General features: G+C 71.9%; 16 protein-coding genes. 10 read left to right on the forward strand and 6 right to left on the reverse strand.

What is annotated here, in order from left to right; genetic code table 11:
• The first annotated feature begins 230 nt into the window (after window positions 1-230).
• The 5 genes from egtA (at window position 231) to IG99_RS37045 (ending at window position 5,016) form a co-directional block, all read left to right on the forward strand.
• Window positions 231-1,544, forward strand: a complete 1,314-nt coding sequence (egtA, locus tag IG99_RS37025) for an ergothioneine biosynthesis glutamate--cysteine ligase EgtA (protein ID WP_037682199.1) — start codon at window positions 231-233, stop codon at window positions 1,542-1,544.
• Complete coding sequence (gene egtB, locus IG99_RS37030) at window positions 1,541-2,875, forward strand: ergothioneine biosynthesis protein EgtB (protein ID WP_037682200.1); 1,335 nt, start codon at window positions 1,541-1,543, stop codon at window positions 2,873-2,875. Before egtA ends, egtB begins: the two co-directional genes overlap by 4 nt.
• On the forward strand, window positions 2,875-3,678 hold the full coding sequence (gene egtC, locus IG99_RS37035) for an ergothioneine biosynthesis protein EgtC (protein WP_037682201.1): 804 nt from the start codon (window positions 2,875-2,877) through the stop codon (window positions 3,676-3,678). Before egtB ends, egtC begins: the two co-directional genes overlap by 1 nt.
• Entirely contained in the window at window positions 3,675-4,637 is a 963-nt protein-coding gene (egtD, locus tag IG99_RS37040) for an L-histidine N(alpha)-methyltransferase (RefSeq protein WP_037682203.1), read from the forward strand. The genes egtC and egtD overlap by 4 nt, the downstream gene beginning before the upstream one ends.
• A gap of 163 nt (window positions 4,638-4,800) precedes the next feature.
• Window positions 4,801-5,016, forward strand: coding sequence for a dodecin (locus tag IG99_RS37045; RefSeq protein WP_037682204.1), 216 nt, complete (start codon window positions 4,801-4,803; stop codon window positions 5,014-5,016).
• Window positions 5,017-5,048: 32 nt separating this feature from the next.
• Here the strand turns inward: IG99_RS37045 and IG99_RS37050 are convergent, their stop codons facing one another.
• Complete coding sequence (locus tag IG99_RS37050) at window positions 5,049-5,561, reverse strand: phosphatase domain-containing protein (protein WP_051866366.1); 513 nt, start codon at window positions 5,559-5,561, stop codon at window positions 5,049-5,051.
• A 107-nt stretch (window positions 5,562-5,668) separates the two neighbouring features.
• Here IG99_RS37050 and IG99_RS37055 point away from each other — a divergent pair, with 107 nt between their 5' ends.
• The 5 genes from IG99_RS37055 (at window position 5,669) to IG99_RS37075 (ending at window position 11,960) form a co-directional block, all read left to right on the forward strand.
• The gene (locus IG99_RS37055) at window positions 5,669-6,880 is read left to right on the forward strand and encodes a right-handed parallel beta-helix repeat-containing protein (protein ID WP_037682207.1); all 1,212 of its coding nucleotides are present in this window, start codon (window positions 5,669-5,671) and stop codon (window positions 6,878-6,880) included.
• 196 nt (window positions 6,881-7,076) lie between these two features.
• Window positions 7,077-7,520, forward strand: a complete 444-nt coding sequence (locus IG99_RS37060; RefSeq protein WP_037682209.1) for a DUF485 domain-containing protein — start codon at window positions 7,077-7,079, stop codon at window positions 7,518-7,520.
• Window positions 7,514-9,112: a sodium/solute symporter gene (locus IG99_RS37065; protein WP_037682211.1), complete on the forward strand. Its 1,599-nt coding sequence runs from the start codon at window positions 7,514-7,516 to the stop codon at window positions 9,110-9,112. Before IG99_RS37060 ends, IG99_RS37065 begins: the two co-directional genes overlap by 7 nt.
• A gap of 215 nt (window positions 9,113-9,327) precedes the next feature.
• Entirely contained in the window at window positions 9,328-9,516 is a 189-nt protein-coding gene (locus tag IG99_RS37070; protein ID WP_037682213.1) for a hypothetical protein, read from the forward strand.
• Between the two features lie 104 nt (window positions 9,517-9,620).
• Window positions 9,621-11,960: an ATP-binding cassette domain-containing protein gene (locus IG99_RS37075; RefSeq protein ID WP_037682243.1), complete on the forward strand. Its 2,340-nt coding sequence runs from the start codon at window positions 9,621-9,623 to the stop codon at window positions 11,958-11,960.
• A gap of 31 nt (window positions 11,961-11,991) precedes the next feature.
• Here IG99_RS37075 and IG99_RS37080 read toward each other — a convergent pair whose 3' ends face one another.
• The 5 genes from IG99_RS37080 to IG99_RS37100 form a co-directional block, all read right to left on the reverse strand.
• Window positions 11,992-12,186: a hypothetical protein gene (locus IG99_RS37080; RefSeq protein WP_037682215.1), complete on the reverse strand. Its 195-nt coding sequence runs from the start codon at window positions 12,184-12,186 to the stop codon at window positions 11,992-11,994.
• Window positions 12,187-12,222: 36 nt separating this feature from the next.
• On the reverse strand, window positions 12,223-13,311 hold the full coding sequence (locus IG99_RS37085; RefSeq protein ID WP_037682217.1) for an NAD-dependent epimerase/dehydratase family protein: 1,089 nt from the start codon (window positions 13,309-13,311) through the stop codon (window positions 12,223-12,225).
• 59 nt (window positions 13,312-13,370) lie between these two features.
• Window positions 13,371-15,557 carry a bifunctional polysaccharide deacetylase/glycosyltransferase family 2 protein gene (locus tag IG99_RS37090; protein WP_037682219.1) on the reverse strand — a complete coding sequence of 729 codons (2,187 nt, stop codon included), beginning with the start codon at window positions 15,555-15,557 and terminating at the stop codon, window positions 13,371-13,373.
• Between the two features lie 840 nt (window positions 15,558-16,397).
• Window positions 16,398-17,300 carry a lysophospholipid acyltransferase family protein gene (locus IG99_RS37095; protein WP_078948137.1) on the reverse strand — a complete coding sequence of 301 codons (903 nt, stop codon included), beginning with the start codon at window positions 17,298-17,300 and terminating at the stop codon, window positions 16,398-16,400.
• On the reverse strand, window positions 17,300-18,073 hold the full coding sequence (locus IG99_RS37100; protein ID WP_037682222.1) for a GNAT family N-acetyltransferase: 774 nt from the start codon (window positions 18,071-18,073) through the stop codon (window positions 17,300-17,302). Before IG99_RS37100 ends, IG99_RS37095 begins: the two co-directional genes overlap by 1 nt.
• Between the last annotated feature and the right edge of the window lie 39 nt (window positions 18,074-18,112).

Consider the following 18,112-nt stretch of genomic DNA (forward strand, 5'->3'; position numbering starts at 1 on the left):
TCCGTCTCCCCCGTCGTGCTCATGAACGCATCGTGAGCGATGCTGGTCGTGCGGTGCAACGGAGTTTCCCGGGTACGAGAAGACCCTGGAAGCAGCTGCTCCAGGTCCCGAAAGTACCGTTGTGCACCCTTGTGCGAATCGGTTCCAGGGTCTTGGGTGGGACGAGTGATGCGGTCCGGCGCCACCGAAGCCGGGCCGATGGCATGGTGGAATCTCAGGAGGATCCCGACATGTCCGATACGCAAAGTGACGGCTCGGCCGGCGGCTGTACGGCCCACCGCACCGCCGTCACCGAAGCCGAGGTGGAGGCCCTGGTCCGGGGCATCTGCTTCAAGACCGGACCGCCCCGCACCGTCGGGGTGGAAGTGGAATGGCTCGTTCACGAGCTGCGCGAGCCGCGGCTCCCCGTGTCACCCGAACGACTCAGAGCGGCGTACGCCGCCCTGCGGACCGTGCCCCTGAGGTCGGCGCTCACCGTCGAGCCCGGCGGCCAGCTGGAACTCAGCTCACCGCCCGCCGCCTCCCTGATGGACTGCGTCCGCACCGTCTCCGCCGACCTCGCCGCCGTCCGCGCGGTCCTGCGCCGGGACGGCCTCGCTCTCGTCGGCCTGGGCGCCGATCCCTGGCACGCGCCCCGCAGGTTCCTGCGCGAACCTCGCTACGACGCCATGGAGGCCGCTCTCGACCGTACGGGACCGGCCGGCCGCGCCATGATGTGCACCTCGGCCTCCGTCCAGGTCTGCCTGGACGCCGGACACGAGGAGCCCGGCCCGCTCGGGGTCGGTCGGCGCTGGTGGCTGGCGCACACACTGGGCGCGGTCCTGGTGGCGGCGTTCGCCAACTCCCCGCTGCTCGACCGGGAGCCCACCGGCTGGCGCTCCACCCGCCAGCTGCTGTGGATGGAGATCGGCGCGGGCCGCGCGGGCGCCCCCGACCTGGACGTCGAGCCACGCGGGGCCTGGGCCCGGCACGTCCTGGACGCCCCGGTGATGTGCGTACGGCGCGACAGCGGCCCGTGGGACGTGCCCGAGGGGCTGACCTTCCGCGAGTGGACGAGGTCGGGTGCGCCGCCGCCCACCCGCGAGGACCTCGACTACCACATCACCACGTTGTTCCCGCCGGTCCGGCCGCGCGGGCACCTGGAACTGCGGATGATCGACGCGCAGCCCGGTGAGGACGGGTGGATCGTGCCGCTCGCCGTGACGACCGCGCTGTTCGACGACCCGGAGGCCGCCGAGACGACGTACCGCATGGTGAAACCGCTGGCCGAGCGGGCTCTGGGGCTGCCGGCACCGCACAATCCGCTGTGGCTCGACGCGGCCCGGCAGGGCCTTACGGACCCCGAACTGCACGAGGCGGCCGTCGGCTGCTTCACGGCGGCGCTGGAGGCCCTGCCGCGGCTCGGGGCCACCCCCCAGGTCGTGGACGCCGTCGCGGCGTACCTGGACCGCTACGTCCGGCCGGGCCGCTGCCCCGCCGACGATCTGCTCGAACAACCGCGCGACGCGGACGGTCGCGCACACGGGAAGGACATCCACCCATGACCGAGCCCGCCCTCGACGCCGAGCCCGCGGTCGACGCCGATTCCGTCCGTGAGCGGGCGGTCGCCTCACTCGTCACCGCACGGGAGCGCACCACCCTGCTGACCACCTGCGTCGACGGACCCGACCTCACCGCGCAGCACTCGCCGCTGATGTCGCCCCTGGTCTGGGACCTGGCGCACATCGGCAACCAGGAGGAGCAGTGGCTGCTGCGCGCGGTCGCCGGCCGGGAGGCGATGCGACCGGAGATCGACGGCCTGTACGACGCCTTCGAGCATCCCCGTGCCGAACGCCCCTCGCTGCCCCTGCTGCCGCCGGACGAGGCCCGCCGGTACGCGGCGGAGGTGCGCGGACGCGCCCTGGACGTCCTGGAGAGCGCCGACTTCCACGGGACGCGGCTGACGGAGGCGGGATTCGCCTTCGGGATGATCGCGCAGCACGAACAGCAGCACGACGAGACGATGCTGATCACCCATCAGCTGCGCAAGGGACCGCAGGCCTTGACCGCCCCGGATCCCGAGCCCGCGCCGCTGGTCACCGGACCGGCCGAAGTCCTGGTCCCCGGCGGCCCGTTCACCATGGGCACCTCCAGCGAGCCGTGGGCCCTGGACAACGAACGGCCCGCGCACCGGCGGGAGGTGGCACCGTTCCACATCGACACCACGCCGGTGACGAACGCCGCGTACCAGGCGTTCATCGACGACGGCGGCTACGACGACGAGCGCTGGTGGACCGCGGAGGGCTGGGCGCACATACGCCGGAACTCCCTGTATGCCCCGCTGTTCTGGCGCCGTGACGGCAAGCAGTGGCTGCGGCGTCGGTTCGGCGTCACCGAGGTCGTACCGCCCGACGAGCCGGTGCTGCACGTGTGCTGGTACGAGGCCGACGCCTACGCCCGCTGGGCCGGGCGCCGGCTGCCGACGGAGGCGGAGTGGGAGAAGGCCGCCCGGTACGACCCGGCGGGCGACCGCTCCATGCGCTACCCGTGGGGCGACGCCGACCCGGCGCCCGAGCACGCCAACCTCGGCCAGCGGCACCTGCGCCCGGCGCCCGCCGGCAGCTATCCGGAGGGCGAGTCCCCGCTGGGCGTACGGCAGTTGATCGGCGACGTGTGGGAGTGGACGGCGAGCGACTTCCTGCCGTACCCGGGCTTCCAGGCGTTCCCTTACAAGGAGTACTCGGAGGTGTTCTTCGGCACCGACCACAAGGTGCTGCGCGGCGGTTCGTTCGCCGTGGACGCGGTGGCGTGCCGGGGTACGTTCCGCAACTGGGACCATCCGATCCGGCGGCAGATCTTCTCCGGCTTCCGCACCGCCCGCTCGGTGGACGCCTGATGTGCCGTCATCTGGCGTACCTGGGACCCGAGGAGCCGCTCGGCCGGCTTCTCGTGGAACCCCCGCACGGCCTGTACCGGCAGTCGTGGGCGCCCCGGCGACAGAAGCACGGGACGGTCAACGCCGACGGGTTCGGCGTCGGCTGGTACGCGCCGGACGATCCGGTGCCCGCGCGCTATCGCCGGGCCGGGCCGATCTGGGCCGACCTGTCCTTCGCCGACCTGGCCCGGGTGGTGCGCACCCGCGCCCTGCTCGCCGCCGTCCGGGACGCCACCCTGGCGGGTGCGGACGCGGAGGCCGCGGCGGCGCCGTTCGCCACCGGCACCTGGCTGTTCAGCCACAACGGCGCCGTCCCCGGCTGGCCTGAATCGCTGGCCCCGCTCGCGCCCACCCTCTCCCCGGCGGACCTGCTGTCCCTGGAGGCCCGCAACGACTCGGCGCTCGTGTGGGCGCTGGTCCTGGCCCGTCTGCGGGCCGGCGACGACGAGGGGGAGGCGCTCGCCGCCACGGTCCTGGAAGTCGCCGCGGCGGCTCCCGGGTCCCGGCTCAACCTGCTGCTCACCAACGGCGAGACCATCGCCGCGACCGCCTGGGGAGACACGCTCTGGTACCTCTCGGAGCCCGGCCGGCGCACGGTCGTCGCCTCCGAGCCCTACGACGACGATCCGCTCTGGCAGGAGGTCCCCGACCACACCCTGCTCACGGCGAGCCGCGCCGACGTCCTGCTCACCCCGCTCAAGGACCTGAGCGAGGCCACGAGCGAGGACGCGGCATCCACACCGTCCGAGGAGCCACGTACGTGAGTCCGTTCCAAGTCACCCGCACCCTGCCCGAGGACGCCACGGACGCCGCCCTGCGCGTCGACGTCCTGCGTGGTCTGACCGCCCAGCCCAAGACGCTGCCGCCGAAGTGGTTCTACGACGCCCACGGCAGCGAACTGTTCGACCGGATCACGGAGTTGCCCGAGTACTACCCCACGCGCGCCGAACGCGAGATCCTGCTCGCCCGGTCCGGGGAGATCGCCGCCGCGACCGGTGCCCGTACCCTCGTCGAATTGGGCTCCGGCTCCTCCGACAAGACCCGCCACCTCCTCGACGCGCTCATCGGCATGCACACCTACGTCCCCGTCGACGTCAGTGAGAGCGCCCTCACCGGGGCCGGGCAGGCCCTGATCGCGGAGCGGCCGGGGCTGAACGTGCACGCCCTGATCGCCGACTTCACCGACACGCTGACCCTGCCGGACACGCCGGGGCCGCGGCTGCTGGCGTTCCTCGGCGGCACGATCGGCAACCTGCTGCCCGTCGAGCGCGCCGCCTTCCTGGCGTCCGTACGGTCGTTGCTCTTCCCCGGTGACGCGCTGCTGCTGGGCACCGACCTGGTGAAGGACGAGCAGGTGCTGGTCCGGGCGTACGACGACGCGGCCGGCGTCACGGCCGCGTTCAACAAGAACGTCCTGGCCGTCGTCAACCGGGAACTCGGCGCGGACTTCGAGCCCGCCGCCTTCGACCACGTGGCGCTGTGGGACGCGGAGAACGAGTGGATCGAGATGCGCCTGCGCTCCCTCACCGCGCAGACGGTGAAGATCCCCGTCCTCGACCTCGCCGTGGACTTCGCGGCGGAGGAGGAACTGCGCACGGAGGTGTCGGCGAAGTTCCGCAAGGAGGGCGTCCGTTCGGAACTCGCGGCTGCGGGGCTGGAGTTGACGCACTGGTGGACCGACACGGAAGGGCGTTTCGCGCTGTCGCTGAGCACGGTGCGTTGATCCGCGGACATCAGCCGATGGGAGGTGCACAAGCGCATGCCACGCAGGGCGGCCGGGCTGTCCCGGGCGCCCTTCCGCGGCCCGACGTCTCGCGCGGCCCCGCAGCTTGGGGCACGGTGGAGTGACGCGTGACACGCGTGCGTACTCCTGGAAGGGAACCCGTATGTCGAATCACACCTACCGGGTCACGGAGATCGTCGGGACCTCTCCCGACGGCGTCGACCAGGCCATCCGCAACGGCATCACCCGCGCCTCACAGACCCTGCGCAACCTGGACTGGTTCGAGGTGACACAGGTGCGCGGCCAGCTCGAGGAGGGCGAGATCTCGCACTGGCAGGTCGGACTGAAGGTCGGGTTCCGGCTGGAGGAGTCCGAGTAGGGCATCGAAGGAGGGCGGGGCACGCGGCCTTCTCAGGTCCGTCCCTCTCCCTCCTGCGCCACCTTCAGCTCGGCGGAGGGTGTCGCCCAGCGTGCCACGACGACCGCGAACCCCTCGCGTTCGGCGTCCGCGCAGACCAGTTCGTCGTCGTCCACGAGCATGCGGATCTCCCGGGTCCGGGCGAGCCTGCGGAGGATCTCCAGCTTGGTGCGCCGGGCCGGCCTGCGGTCGTCGTTGCGCCGCATGTACACCCGCCCCGTGGGCAGCCCGTGCGCCTCCAGCCAGTCGAGGGTGTCCCGACGGCACCGCTCGGGCCGTCCCGTGAGGTAGACGACCTCGCACTCCCGCGCGCTCTCCACGGCCAGCGCGATGCCCTCCGGGAGCGGCGGATCCTGCGGCGCGGCCGCGAAGAAGGCGTCCCAGTCGCGCGGCTTGCGCTCCAGGAACCGCTGGCGGTGCGCCGTGTCGGCGAGGGTGTTGTCGAGGTCGAACACGGCGAGCGGGCGTTCGCCGCCGGCCGCCGCAGGGCTGCTGCTGGTCGTCACAAGGCCACCCTACGCACCCCGGCAACCTTGGCGCCTCGGGCGGCCACTGCTGTGCGACGTCAGCCGACGACGGCTGACACCGGCAGCAGGCGGAGGCGGGACACCCCATGCGCAACACGGCGATCTGGACGGCGGCACTGGCGAGCGCGGCCCTGGTGGCGACACTGGGCCCCATCGGCCCGGCGTCCGCCGCCACAGCGGGCACGACACTGGTCGTCGCCACGAACGGCGACGACACCGCCCCCGGCACGCTCGCCCGCCCGCTGAGGACCATCCAGCGGGCGGTTGACCTGGCGAAGCCCGGTGACGTCATCGCCGTACGGGGCGGGACGTACGCCCTGACCGACAACATCACCATCGCCACCTCGGGCACCGCGTCCCAGCCCATCGCCCTGGGCGCCTACCAGCGCGAGCGGGTGGTCGTCGACGGTGAGAAGCTGCCCGCGAGTCACACCCCCGTCGGCGGCGGCATCCCGCGGGCCGAGCGGGGGACGATCCACCAGGAGGCCTCGTACTGGCGGATCTCGGACCTTGAGATCGTCAACGGGCCGTACGGCGTGTACTGCGACGGCTGCAACGGCAACGTCTTCTCCCGCCTGTCCACTCATGACAACTACGAGTCCGGCTTCCAGCTCCAAGGCGCCTCCAGCAACAACCAGATCCTGAACCTGGACAGTTACGGCAACCGCGACCCGCGCAAGAACGGCGAGAGCGCGGACGGGCTGGCCGTCAAGGAGGGCAGCGGCACCGGGAACGTCGTGCGGGGCGCCCGGCTGTGGAACAACGTCGACGACGGATTCGACGCCTGGAAGTTCACCTCGCCGATCACCATCGAGAACACCGTCTCGTACGGCAACGGCTTCAACCGCTGGGGCTTCCCCGACTTCGCGGGCGACGGCAACGGGTTCAAGCTCGGCGGAGGCAGCCCGGCGCCCGCGGTGGGCCACACGGTGCGCGGCTCCACCGCCTTCAAGAACGCGGCGCACGGCCTGACGGACAACGGCAACCCGGGCGCGCTCAGCCTGAGCAGGAACAGCACGTACGGCAATGGGGGCACCGGTTTCGACGTCGACACCTCGGGCGGCCGGGCCGTGGTCACCGCCAACCTGTCCGTCACGGACGCACGTGCGGCGGCCGTGGGGTCGGGCACGGTCGCGACCGGCAACTCCTGGGACCTCGGCGGGACATGGAACGCCTCGTCCGTCCTCAGCACGGACCCTGCCCCGCTCACGGGCGCCCGGGCGTCCGACGGCTCCCTGCCACCGGCGCCCTCGTTCCTCGTCCCGCGCGGCGGTGCTGCGGTCGGCGCCCGCTTCTGACGGGCGGGGGGATCGCGAAGGGGCCACGGGCATACGCAATTCCCGCCCGACTGTTGATTGCTCAAGGAGCCCGCTGCAATACTCCGCATTCGACCTCGGACACCCAGAGGAATCCGAAAACCAGGGAATTCGGATTCACGATCCCCCCACAAAACCCGCACCGTGCGGGGCACACGGCAGCGAAGAAGGTGCGTTTGTGCCCGAATTTTCACCGTGGCCCGACGACTCGTCCGCATTTCACGCTCCACAGTCCCGGCCGATAAGTCCGCAGCAGATATCGCACGATCCGGAATTCCGCTCGCTGCGCCGTGCCCGGCTGCGGTTCGCGACACGGGCCACGGCGCTGTCCGTCGGTGCGTTCCTGCTGTACGTGCTGCTGTCGAGCTTCGCACCCGGCGTGATGAACGAGCCCCTGATCGGACACTTCACGCTCGGACTCGCCCTCGGTCTGGGGCAGTTCGTGGTGATGGCGGTGACCGCGTGGCGTTACGCCACGTACATGCGCACCAAGGTCGACCCGCTCGCCGACCACTTCCGGTCCCAGCTGCGGCACGAGCCCTTGCGCCCCCGTCCGGCCGCACAGGCACAAACACCGGCGCCGGCGCAGGCGCAGGGTACGAGGGGGTTCCCCACGTGGTGACGACCTCCGCCGCCGTCACCGACAACTTCAGCCTTCAGCTGACGTTCGTCCTGTTCCTCTCGGTGGTCGTGGCCACCCTGTTCACCGCGCTGCTGACGGCTCCTCAGCGCGACGAGATCGGCGAGTTCTACCTCGGCAACCGCACCATGTCGCCGTTGCGCAACGGCCTCGCCATGTGCGGCGACTACCTGTCCGCGGCGACGCTGCTGGGCAGCACGGGCCTGGTCGCGCTGACCGGCTACGACGGGCTGATGTATCTCGGCGGCACCACCGTCGCCTGGATGATGGTGATGCTGCTGATCGCGGAACCCCTGCGCCGTACGGGCAAGTTCACGTTGGGCGACACGGTCGCCCTGCGCATGCCCCGGCAGCAGCGGCCCGTGCGGCTCGCCCTCGCGGTGTGCACACTGGCCGTCGCGACCTTGTATCTGGTGGCGCAACTCGTCGGCAGTGTCGCCCTGTTGACCCAGTTCACGGGCGAACCCAGCCCGGCCACGCGCACCTTGTGCGTGGTCGTGATCGGCACCATCGTCATCATGTACGCATCGCTCGGCGGCATGCCGGGAGCCACGGTCATCCAGATCATCAAGGCGGTGATGCTGGTCGTGGGCATCACGGTCACCGCCGGATGGGTGCTCCACCGCTTCGACTGGAATCCCAACACCCTGCTCTCCGCGGCCGCCGACCGCAGCGGCAACGGCCTGCAGTTCCTCGAACCGGGCCTGCGCTACGGCGCCAGCACCACCAGCAAGCTGGACTTCTTCAGCCTGGAACTGGCGATCGTCCTCGGCCTCGCCGCCCTCCCCCACGTGCTGATGCGGCTGCTCGCCCCGCGCAGCGTCGGGGTACTGCGCTCCTCGGTCGTGTGGGCCGTCGGACTGGTCGGCCTGGTCTGCTTCGCGGCCGGCATCGTCGGCCTCGGCGCCACCGCCGTCGTCGGCCGGGAGACCATCGCGGACACGGACCGCACCGGCAACGCCTCGGTACTGCTGCTCGCCCATGAACTGGGGGGCGGTGTGCTCACCGCCCTGCTCTCCTGTCTGGCCTTCGTCACCCTGCTCGCCGTCGCCGCCGGCCTCACCCTGGCCGCGGCCTCCTCCCTCGCCCACGACCTGTACGGCGAGGTGATCCGCAAGGGCCGGGCGAGCGAGCGGGAGGAACTCACCGTCGCCCGACTGGCCGGGGTCCTCATCGGTGTCCTCGGCATGCTGCTCGCCCTCGTCGCCTGGGGCGCGAACAGCGCGACGCTGGCCTTCCTCGCCTTCGCCATCGCGGCGTCCGCGCTCCTGCCGACGCTGGTGTACAGCCTCTTCTGGAAGCGCTTCACGGCCAAGGGGGCCCTGCTGAGCCTCTACGGCGGGCTGATCTCCTCCGTCCTGCTCGTGGTGTTCTCCCCGGTGGTCTCGTCCACGCCCACCTCGATCTACCCGACCTCCGACTTCGCCTGGTTCCCGCTGCAGAACCCCGGCATCGTCTCCATCCCGGCGGGCTTCCTCCTCGGCTGGCTCGGCACGGTACTGAGCGACCGCCGCGAGAGCGCCCCCTACGAGGAGTTCGAGGTGCGGATGCTGGTGGGCGCCGCGGACGAGTGAGCCTCGGGAGCAGCGACTCTCCCCCGGGGCCGATTGTCAATGGGGTCAATTCTCATGCAGCGTCCTCGGTGCTCGCCCACCGAGGAGGCTCACCATGGACTGCCCCTGTCGAGCCGGGCGGTAGACGATCTGACCATCTACACCGCCGAACCGGGTACCACCTCCGAAGACCGGCTCGTCCGGTCAGCGGCTTCTTCGGGCTCGGCGCCAACCCGGTGCTGATCTCCCTGGCCGTCCGCTTCGCAGGTAAGGCGCCCGGCCTGGGCTCAGCCCTGGCCATCTCCACGCTCGGCGCCACCGGGCCCGCCATGGTCGGCACCAGCGTCGCCGCACTCTCTCTCATCCCCACCCTCATCATCGCCCGCACCCGGCACCGCCGCAGCGCGGCATCCGTCCGCGGCTGACGACACACGCGAACCCCACGACGAGAGCTGACGCACAGCGCAGTAGCCTCGATCTTGGGGAGTCTGTCCAGCCGCAGTCGAAAGCCCGTATGGAGATCCCGCTCATGCCCCGCTCGCACGACTCGTTCGTCCGCGTTCGCGGCGCCCGCGAACACAATCTCCAGGGGGTGGACGTCGACATCCCCCGGGACGCGTTGACCGTGTTCACCGGCGTTTCCGGTTCGGGCAAGTCGTCGCTGGCGTTCGGCACGATCTACGCGGAGGCGCAGCGCCGCTACTTCGAGTCGGTGGCGCCGTACGCGCGCCGGCTGATCCATCAGGTCGGCGCGCCGAAGGTCGGCGAGATCACCGGTCTGCCGCCCGCGGTCTCGCTCCAGCAGCGCCGGTCGGCGCCGACGTCCCGTTCCTCGGTCGGCACGGTCACCAACCTGTCGAACTCGCTGCGGATGCTGTTCTCCCGCGCCGGCGACTATCCGCCCGGCGCCGAGCGCCTCGACTCGGACTCCTTCTCCCCCAACACGGCGGTGGGTGCCTGCCCGGGGTGCCAGGGCCTGGGCCGGGTCCACCGGACGACCGAGGAGTCCCTCGTCCCCGACCCGTCCCTGTCGATCCGCGAGGGCGCGATCGCCGCGTGGCCGGGCGCTTGGCAGGGCAAGAACCTGCGCGACATCCTCGACGCGCTGGGGTACGACGTGGACCGCCCGTGGCGCGAGCTGCCCGCCGAGCAGCGGGAGTGGATCCTGTTCACGGACGAGCAGCCCGTGGTCACCGTGCACCCGGTGCGGGACGCCGACCGTATCCAACGGCCGTACCAGGGCACGTACATGAGTGCCCGCCGCTACGTCATGAAGACGTTCGCCGACTCCAAGAGCCAGGCCTTGCGGGCGAAGGCGGAACGGTTCCTGACCAGCGCGCCCTGTCCGGCCTGCGGCGGCAGCCGGCTGCGGCCCGAGGCGCTGGCGGTCACCGTCGCGGGCCGCACGATCGCCGAGCTGGCGGCGCTGCCGCTCACGGAGATCGCCGGGACGCTGACGGCACACGACGAGGCCTCGCGTGTCCTCATTGAGGATCTGCGGTCCCGTATCGCGCCCGTCGTCGAGCTGGGCCTCGGCTACCTGAGCCTCGACCGCGCCACCCCCACCCTCTCGGCGGGCGAGCTCCAGCGGCTGCGCCTGGCGACACAGCTGCGTTCGGGGTTGTTCGGGGTCGTGTACGTCCTCGACGAGCCGTCCGCCGGACTGCACCCGGCGGACACCGAGGCGCTGCTCACGGTGCTGGAGCGGCTGAAGGCGGCGGGGAACTCGGTGTTCGTGGTGGAGCACCACCTGGACGTGGTCCGTGCCGCCGACTGGCTCGTGGACGTCGGACCGCGCGCCGGCGAGCACGGCGGACGCGTGCTGCACAGTGGACCGGTGGCGGACCTCGCGGCCGTCCCTGAGTCGGCCACGGCCCGCTACCTGTTCGACCGCTCCGCCGCACCGGCCCGCGAAGTCCGGACCGCGCACGGGCAGTTGACGGTCGGTCCGGTCACCCGGCACAACCTGCGCCAGGTGACGGCCGAGTTCCCGCTGGGTGTGTTCACCGCGGTCACCGGCGTCTCGGGCTCCGGGAAGTCCACGCTCATCGGCGAGATCACGCAGGACCTGGCGGGCGTGGGCCGGCTCGTCGCCGTCGACCAGAAACCGATCGGCCGCACCCCGCGCTCCAACCTGGCGACCTACACGGGCCTCTTCGACGTGGTCCGCAGGGTCTTCGCGGCCACGGAGGAGGCGCGGGCGCGGGGTTACGGCGTCGGCCGCTTCTCCTTCAACCTCGCCGGGGGACGCTGCGAGACCTGCCAGGGCGAGGGGTTCGTCAGCGTCGAGCTGCTGTTCCTGCCGAGCACCTACGCGCCGTGCCCCGACTGCGGCGGCGCCCGCTACGAACCCGCGACGCTCGAAGTGACGTACCGGGGGCGGAACATCGCGCAAGTGCTGGACCTGACGGTGGAGAGCGCCGCCGAGTTCTTCGTGGACACCCCGGCCGTCTCCCGCAGCCTGGCCGCCCTGCTCGACGTGGGCCTCGGCTATCTGCGGCTCGGGCAGCCCGCGACCGAGCTGTCCGGCGGCGAGGCCCAGCGCATCAAGCTGGCGACCGAGCTCCAGCGCGGCCGCCGCTCCCCCACGCTCTACCTCCTCGACGAACCGACGACCGGCCTCCACCCCGCCGACGTGGAGGTCGTGCTCCGCCAGCTGCACGGCCTCGTCGAGGCCGGGCACACCGTCATCGTCGTCGAGCACGACATGTCCGTCGTCGCCGGCGCCGACTGGGTGATCGACATGGGCCCGGGCGGCGGCGACGCGGGCGGCCGGATCGTCGCGGCGGGGCCGCCCGTTGAGGTGGCGGGCGTGGAGGGGAGCGCGACGGCCCCGTATCTGCGGCGGGGGGCGCGCGCCAAGGGCTGACCGCCGCCCGGGGGTGGGCCGCCGGGTCGGTTCAGTCGTCCGAGCTGTCGCCGCCCGAGCTCCGGCGCTTGCTCGAGGCCCCGCTCACCAGGTGGCCCAGGGCGACGGTGACGAGGGCCACCGCGCGCACCCAGCGCGGGCCGCCCCGCTCCGCCCACACCACGCAGACGCATCCCCCGATGACGAGCGCGAGGACACACGACAGAACGAGCACGTCCACGACCATTCCCCCCTACTTGTGTTGCCGGTCGGCGCCATCCTGTCAGGGCGATCCGCCGTTCCCTCCTCCGGGACGCCCGCTGCGCTGCTCGCGCCACGCCTCGTAGTGGTCCACGAGCGTCTCCTCGATCGGTCGGTAGGTGAGGCCCAGCTCCTTGACGCTGCGGGAGTTGTCGACGCGGAAGCGGATGCCGAGGTGTTTGCGGATGTAGTCCTGGGTGAGGCCGAAGGCGGGGCCGAGGAGGCGGACGGGCCAGTGGGGCAGGGCGGTCCGCGGCAGGCGGAGGTTTCGCGGGTCGTGTGCGAGGAGGATGCGGGACATCTCACGGAAGGACGTCATCTCCGGCGCCGCCACGATGTAACGGCCGTGCGCTTCCGTGCGTTCCGCCGCCTCGATGTGCGCCAGGGCGACGTCCCTCACGTCGGCCGTGGTGAAGCTGAAGTCGGGGGCGCCGTAGAAGAAGTAGCCCTTGAGGAGTTCCTCCAGGAGGAAGAGGCTGCCCGAGTCGGAGGCCGGGGTGAGTGAAGGGCCGAGGATCAGCCCCGGGTTGACGGAGACCATGCGCCAGCGGTCCTGGGCCTTCTCCGCCTCCCACGCGGCCCGCTCCGCCACTGTCTTGGCGTAGTGGTACGGGTTGTTCTCCACGGTGCTCGTGGAGTTGAAGTACTTCTCCGACAGGATCCGGTCGTCCATGGCCAGGACGTCGACGTAGTCGCCGAAGATCGCGCCGACGGTGGACGTGAAGACCAGTCGGTCGACCGTCGGTGTCCGCTCCACGCTCGCGAGCACGTTGCGCGTGCCCAGCAGCGCGGGATCCACCACGTCCCTGCGGCCGTCCTTGATCTTCTCCGGCATGAGGAAGGGCGACGCCACGTGGAAGACGACCGCGCAGCCCTTCATCGCCTCGTCGAAGGAGCCCTCCCGCAGCAGGTCCGCCTCGAAGATCTCCAGGCGGCCGGAGTGCGACCGGCCCATCGCCCGCAGTGGGTCCGCCTTCGCCGCGTTCGCGGCACTGCGCACGGTGGTGTGCACCCGGTAGCCGCGCTCCAGGAGCTGCCGCACCAGATGGGCGGCGACGAAGCCGCTGCCCCCTGTCACCAGGACCGTCTCGCCGACCGGGCTCCTTCTCACACGCGCTCCCCTCGGGTCGTCGGGCTGTCATGATCCCACCACAACCACCCTACGGACGCTCACGGTTCCCGCATGGACGGCTGCGGAGGCAGCATCACGTCTCCGCTGCGCTTGAGTCGCTGCCAGGGCAGCCGGTATCCGTTGATCGCGGTGAGGCACGCCTGGATGAGAACCAGGTACATCAGCTGACGGTAGACGACCTGCTGCAGAGGAAGCGCCCAGAGAGGTCGGGGGCTTTCACCGTCGAGGTGGAACGCGTAGACGGCGCAGACGGTCTGCACCGCCAGCACGCCGGTCCAGGCCAGCATCGTGCCGAGCGGGTCGCCGAACACCAGACCATAGACGGTCAGGATGTCGATCAGTGGAGCGAGGAGAGGGGTGAAGATCTGGAAGACGGCCAGCAACGGCAGGCCGATGCGGCCGAAGCGGCCCGCGTGGCCGCGCTCGAGCAGCGCGTGACGGTGCTTCCAGGCGGCCTGCATGGTGCCGTAGCTCCATCGATAGCGCTGGCGCCACAGTTCCCGCAGCGAGGACGGCGCCTCGGTCCACGCGAGCGCGTCCGGCGCGTAGCGGATCTCCCACCCCGCCCGGTGCAGTGCCATGGTGATGTCGGTGTCCTCGGCGAGGGTGTCCCCGCTCATCATTCCGGCGTCGCGCAGCGCCGCGGCGCGGCACGCCCCCACGGCACCGGGAATCGTGGGCAGGCAGCGCAGCAGGTCGTACGCGCGCCGGTCGAGGTTGAAGCCCATGACGTACTCGATGTGCTGCCACCGGCCGAGCAGATGCCGGCGGTTGCCGACCTTGGCGTTCCCGGCGACGGCGCCGACCCGGGGGTCGGTGAACGGCTGCACCAGGCGGCGGACGGTCGAGGGGGCGAAGACCGTGTCGGCGTCCAGCATGACGACGAGATCGTGGGAGGCCCGCAGGATGCCGGTGTTGAGGGCGGACGGCTTGCCGCCGTTCGGCCGGCGGATGACGGTGACGCCCTCGATGCCGAGGGATTCCGCGACGTCCGCGGTGCCGTCGTCGGAGCCGTCGTCCACGACGATGATCTCGACGGGGTGGTCGCCGGCCGCGAGGGAGCGGAGCGTCTTGGCGATGCACGGCCTCTCGTTGTACGCGGGGACGACGACGCTGACCGGCCGGGTGACGGGCCGGTCCTGGTCGGAACGGGCCCGTCGGGCCCGACGGGCGTGGTGACGGGCCAGTACGAGCAGCAGCAGACACCGTCCGAGGACGAGTGATCCGACGACCAGCAGCAGCACGCTGACGACCGACACCGCTGTCCCCGACACGGTCACGGCGGTCACGAAGATCCGGCCCTGCCACCGGTCCCCGGTGCCGACGGGGCCGGTGAGACGGTCGGTGCCGAGGACGTCCCCGAGGGTGGTGAAGCGGTAGCCCTGCGCTTGGAGGCGGGGGATCAGGGTCTCGAGAGCTTCGACGGTCTGTGACCTGTCCCCTCCCGCGTCGTGCAGGAGGACGACCTCGCCGCGGCCGGGCGCGCTCGGTGTGGCCGCTTCGACGATCGCCCGGGCACCCGGCCGCCGCCAGTCGTTGGTGTCCTTGTCGATGAACGCCAGGATGTACCCCTTGTCGCCCAGCCGCCGGGCCACGGACCATGACGGGCCGTCCAGGGCGGAGGGGGTCGAGGAGTAGGGCATCCGCATGAGCGAGCTGTTGATGCCCCCGGCTCCCGCGAGGGCGAGTTGGGTCAGCGCCAGCTCACGGTCGATCTCGCTCGCGGACTGGGTGGTCAGGTTCGGGTGGGAGAAGGTGTGTACGCCGATCTCGTGGCCGGAGCGGATGAGCGAGCGCAGGATTGCGGGGTGGCGGGCGACCTGCTGCCCGGTGACGAAGAAGGTGCCGGGCGTGCCGGAGCGGTCGAGCACCTCCCGTATGCGTGGCGTCCAGACCGGGTCGGGGCCGTCGTCGAAGGTCAGGACCACCGTCTTGTCCGGGGTGCGATAGGTGCGCAGGTGATCATGGGTGGTGTCGACGACCGGGCCGCCGCCGATGACCTCCCGGGGGACGCCGGCGGACGATCGGCTGACACGCCCTGCCTGGTCGCCGGTGAAACCCCGGGTGGTGTACCCCTCGACCAGGAGGACCGAGACGAGGAAGGCCAGCAGTACGAGGGGTACGACGACGCGGAAGCGATGCCGGGACGGCAGCGGCGCTCGGCTCCGCCGTGGGCCGGGTGACGTCGGTGCACCGGGGACCGGCCGGTGCTGGCGCCGACGCATCAGGGAACCTCGGCCACCGATGTGCCGGAGGGCAGGGAAGTACTCGTGTCGGTGGACGGTGCGGAGGAGCCGGCCGGCGGCGGAGTCGACTGCGGGGTGGGCTGCGGCGCCGGTGCGGTGGGCTCGGGTGGCGGTGGGGCGGGTGGGGCGCTGGTCTCCGGTGCGGGCTCGGGCGACGGCGGGGGTGAGGCGGGAGTGCCGCCGGTGCCGGGTGCCGGGGCGGGAGCAGGAGCATCACCGGGCGGGGGTGTGGCCTGCTCCGACGGAGAAGGGGACGCCTTCGCGGTCGGTGCCTCCGGTCCGGCGGTGGCGGGAGGCGCGGGCACTGTGCTCATCGGCGGGCTTCCGGGCGCGAAGGGCGCGAGAAGAGGCGGAACACCGTTCGGAGTGAGCTGCGGAATGAGCAGGACTCCCGGACCGGCAATCCCCCGGCCGTACGGCCCCGGCCCGACCGGAGCGAGCGGGTCGCCCGGCGCCGACGGTGTTCGGCCCTGGGGATACTGTTCCGGTGCGGCCGGCCCCGCCGCGTCGCCGGGGACGGGCAGGATCGTCTGCGGCGCGAAGGGCGTTGCTCCCATCAGGCTCAGCCCCAGCACCGCCATGTACGCGGCTGCCAGCCCGGCCATCCCGTATCCGGTACGCCGGAGTATCAGCGCACGCCGGCCGGAAGAGTCGACGAACACGGGGGTGCTTGCACCGGTCGACGACTGCCTTCCCGTATGTCCAGACTTAGCATGATAAAGCACCATAAAATCAGCGTACGTCCGTGCAGGGCGTGCCCAGCACCGGGCCCCTCCACCGTCGGCCGGGGCCGGAGCCCGCGACAGGCGGCCGAGCGGATTACGCCGTTTTCGTCACGCGCCTCGAAATCGCCGGCAGGCCCTCCGCGCACGCGTCGAGGCGGTGGCCCGCCGCGCCCGGCACGATGGGGTGCAGGCGGTCCGGTGCGACGGCCTGTGTCCGACGCGTACGGCCCAGTGACCGGGCCTCGGCGGCAAGGGCAAGGGTCCTGCGGTCGGTGTGGTGCTCAGTGCCGAGCGGGGGCGGGACCTCGACCTCCGCCGTGAGTCCGCGCGCCACGACCACCCGCCACACCGAGGCGAGCAGCGAGTCGTCGCCGACGTAGGCGGGTGCCGTGCTGGCCGCTCCCCCGGTGTGCCGGTAGCGGATGCGCACCGGCTGGACCGGCACCCCCGCGTCGAGGGCGGCCTGGAACACGGCCCGCCGGAAGTGGCCCTGGGCCCGGCCGCACCAGGTGCTGCCCTCGGGAAACACCGCGACGGCCCGGCCGGCACGCAGCGCCCGCGCCAGGCACGCGACCGTCTCCGGCAGGGCCCGCAACCGGTCGCGGTCGATGAACAGGGCACCGCGCGCGGCCAGCGCACCCGCCACCGGCCAGCCCCGGATCTCCGCCTTGGCGAGCATCCGGGCCGGGCGCACGGCGGCCAGCAGCGGGATGTCCAGCCAGGAGATGTGGTTGGCGACCAGCAACAGTCCCCCACCGGGCACGGGGCCACCGCTGATGCGGACCCGTACCCCGGCCGCCCGCACGACGGCCCGGCACCACCGGCGCACCGCCCGAGCGGGTATCCGCCCGCCGAGCGGCGACAGCACCACCCCGACCAGGATCAGCGCCACGACCGCCGCGAGCCGCACAACGGCTCGCGGTATCGCAGCGGCGGAACCCGTCGCCTCCACGCACGCCCGCGGAGTGCAGGGCGCGCTGGGCAGCCAGACGCTCATCAGGCGGGCACGAGGGAGAGGAAGTGCCGCAGATAGCGGGCGTTGACCCGGCTCATCGACAGCAGTACGTACAGGTCGGCGACCCCGAAGTCCGGGTCGTGCGCGGGTTCGGCGCACACCCAGGCGCCGAGTCGCAGGTAGCCGCGCAGGAGGGCGGGGAGCTCGGTGCGCCCGGCAACGGCGGCCGTCTCCTCGGGCACCCACGGCAGCAGCGGCCGTATCCGGTACTCCTCGGGCGCCAGGTGCTTCTCCCGTACGCGGTCCCAGGTCGCCGACGCCAGGGCGCCACCGTCGGCGAGGGGGATGGAGCAGCATCCCGCCAGCCACTCGTGGCCGCGGTCCACCATGTAGCGGGCGATCCCGGCCCAGATCAGCCCGATGACCGCGCCGTCCCTGTGGTCGGGGTGCACACAGGAGCGGCCGACCTCGACGAGACCCGGCCGGATCGCGTCGAGCGGCGCCAGGTCGAACTCGCTCTCCGAGTACAGCCGCCCGGCCACCGCGGCCCGCTCCGGCGGCAGCAGCCGGTACGTGCCGACGACCCGGTCGGTCAGCGTCTCCCGGACGAGCAGGTGGTCGCAGTACGCGTCGAACGGGTCGACGTCGAGGCCCGGCTGCGGGGAGTTCAGCAGGGCGCCCATCTCACCGGCGAACACATCGTGCCGCAGCCGCTGCGCGGCCCGCACGTCGTCTTCGTCTCGGGCCAGAATCACGGTGTAGCGGGTGGGTGCCACGTTCTGCGGGGGACGGTCGAGCGTGGAAACGCCGGTCATGGCTCACTCCAGGGACGGGCCACTTCGGGGACGGTGGCG

This window comes from Streptomyces griseus subsp. griseus, assembly GCF_000720255.1.
GTDB classification, from domain to species: Bacteria; Actinomycetota; Actinomycetes; order Streptomycetales; family Streptomycetaceae; genus Streptomyces; species Streptomyces griseus_I.

Excerpts from the sequence above, each read along its gene's own strand:
- egtA (WP_037682199.1), top strand. The coding sequence starts at position 231 with ATGTCCGATACGCAAAGTGACGGCTCGGCCGGCGGCTGTACGGCCCAC.
- IG99_RS37045 (WP_037682204.1), top strand. The coding sequence starts at position 4,801 with ATGTCGAATCACACCTACCGGGTCACGGAGATCGTCGGGACCTCTCCC.
- IG99_RS37055 (WP_037682207.1), top strand. The coding sequence starts at position 5,669 with ATGCGCAACACGGCGATCTGGACGGCGGCACTGGCGAGCGCGGCCCTG.
- IG99_RS37075 (WP_037682243.1), top strand. The coding sequence starts at position 9,621 with ATGCCCCGCTCGCACGACTCGTTCGTCCGCGTTCGCGGCGCCCGCGAA.
- egtB (WP_037682200.1), top strand. The coding sequence starts at position 1,541 with ATGACCGAGCCCGCCCTCGACGCCGAGCCCGCGGTCGACGCCGATTCC.
- egtC (WP_037682201.1), top strand. The coding sequence starts at position 2,875 with ATGTGCCGTCATCTGGCGTACCTGGGACCCGAGGAGCCGCTCGGCCGG.
- IG99_RS37090 (WP_037682219.1), bottom strand. The coding sequence starts at position 15,557 with ATGCGTCGGCGCCAGCACCGGCCGGTCCCCGGTGCACCGACGTCACCC.
- IG99_RS37095 (WP_078948137.1), bottom strand. The coding sequence starts at position 17,300 with ATGAGCGTCTGGCTGCCCAGCGCGCCCTGCACTCCGCGGGCGTGCGTG.
- IG99_RS37100 (WP_037682222.1), bottom strand. The coding sequence starts at position 18,073 with ATGACCGGCGTTTCCACGCTCGACCGTCCCCCGCAGAACGTGGCACCC.
- IG99_RS37080 (WP_037682215.1), bottom strand. The coding sequence starts at position 12,186 with ATGGTCGTGGACGTGCTCGTTCTGTCGTGTGTCCTCGCGCTCGTCATC.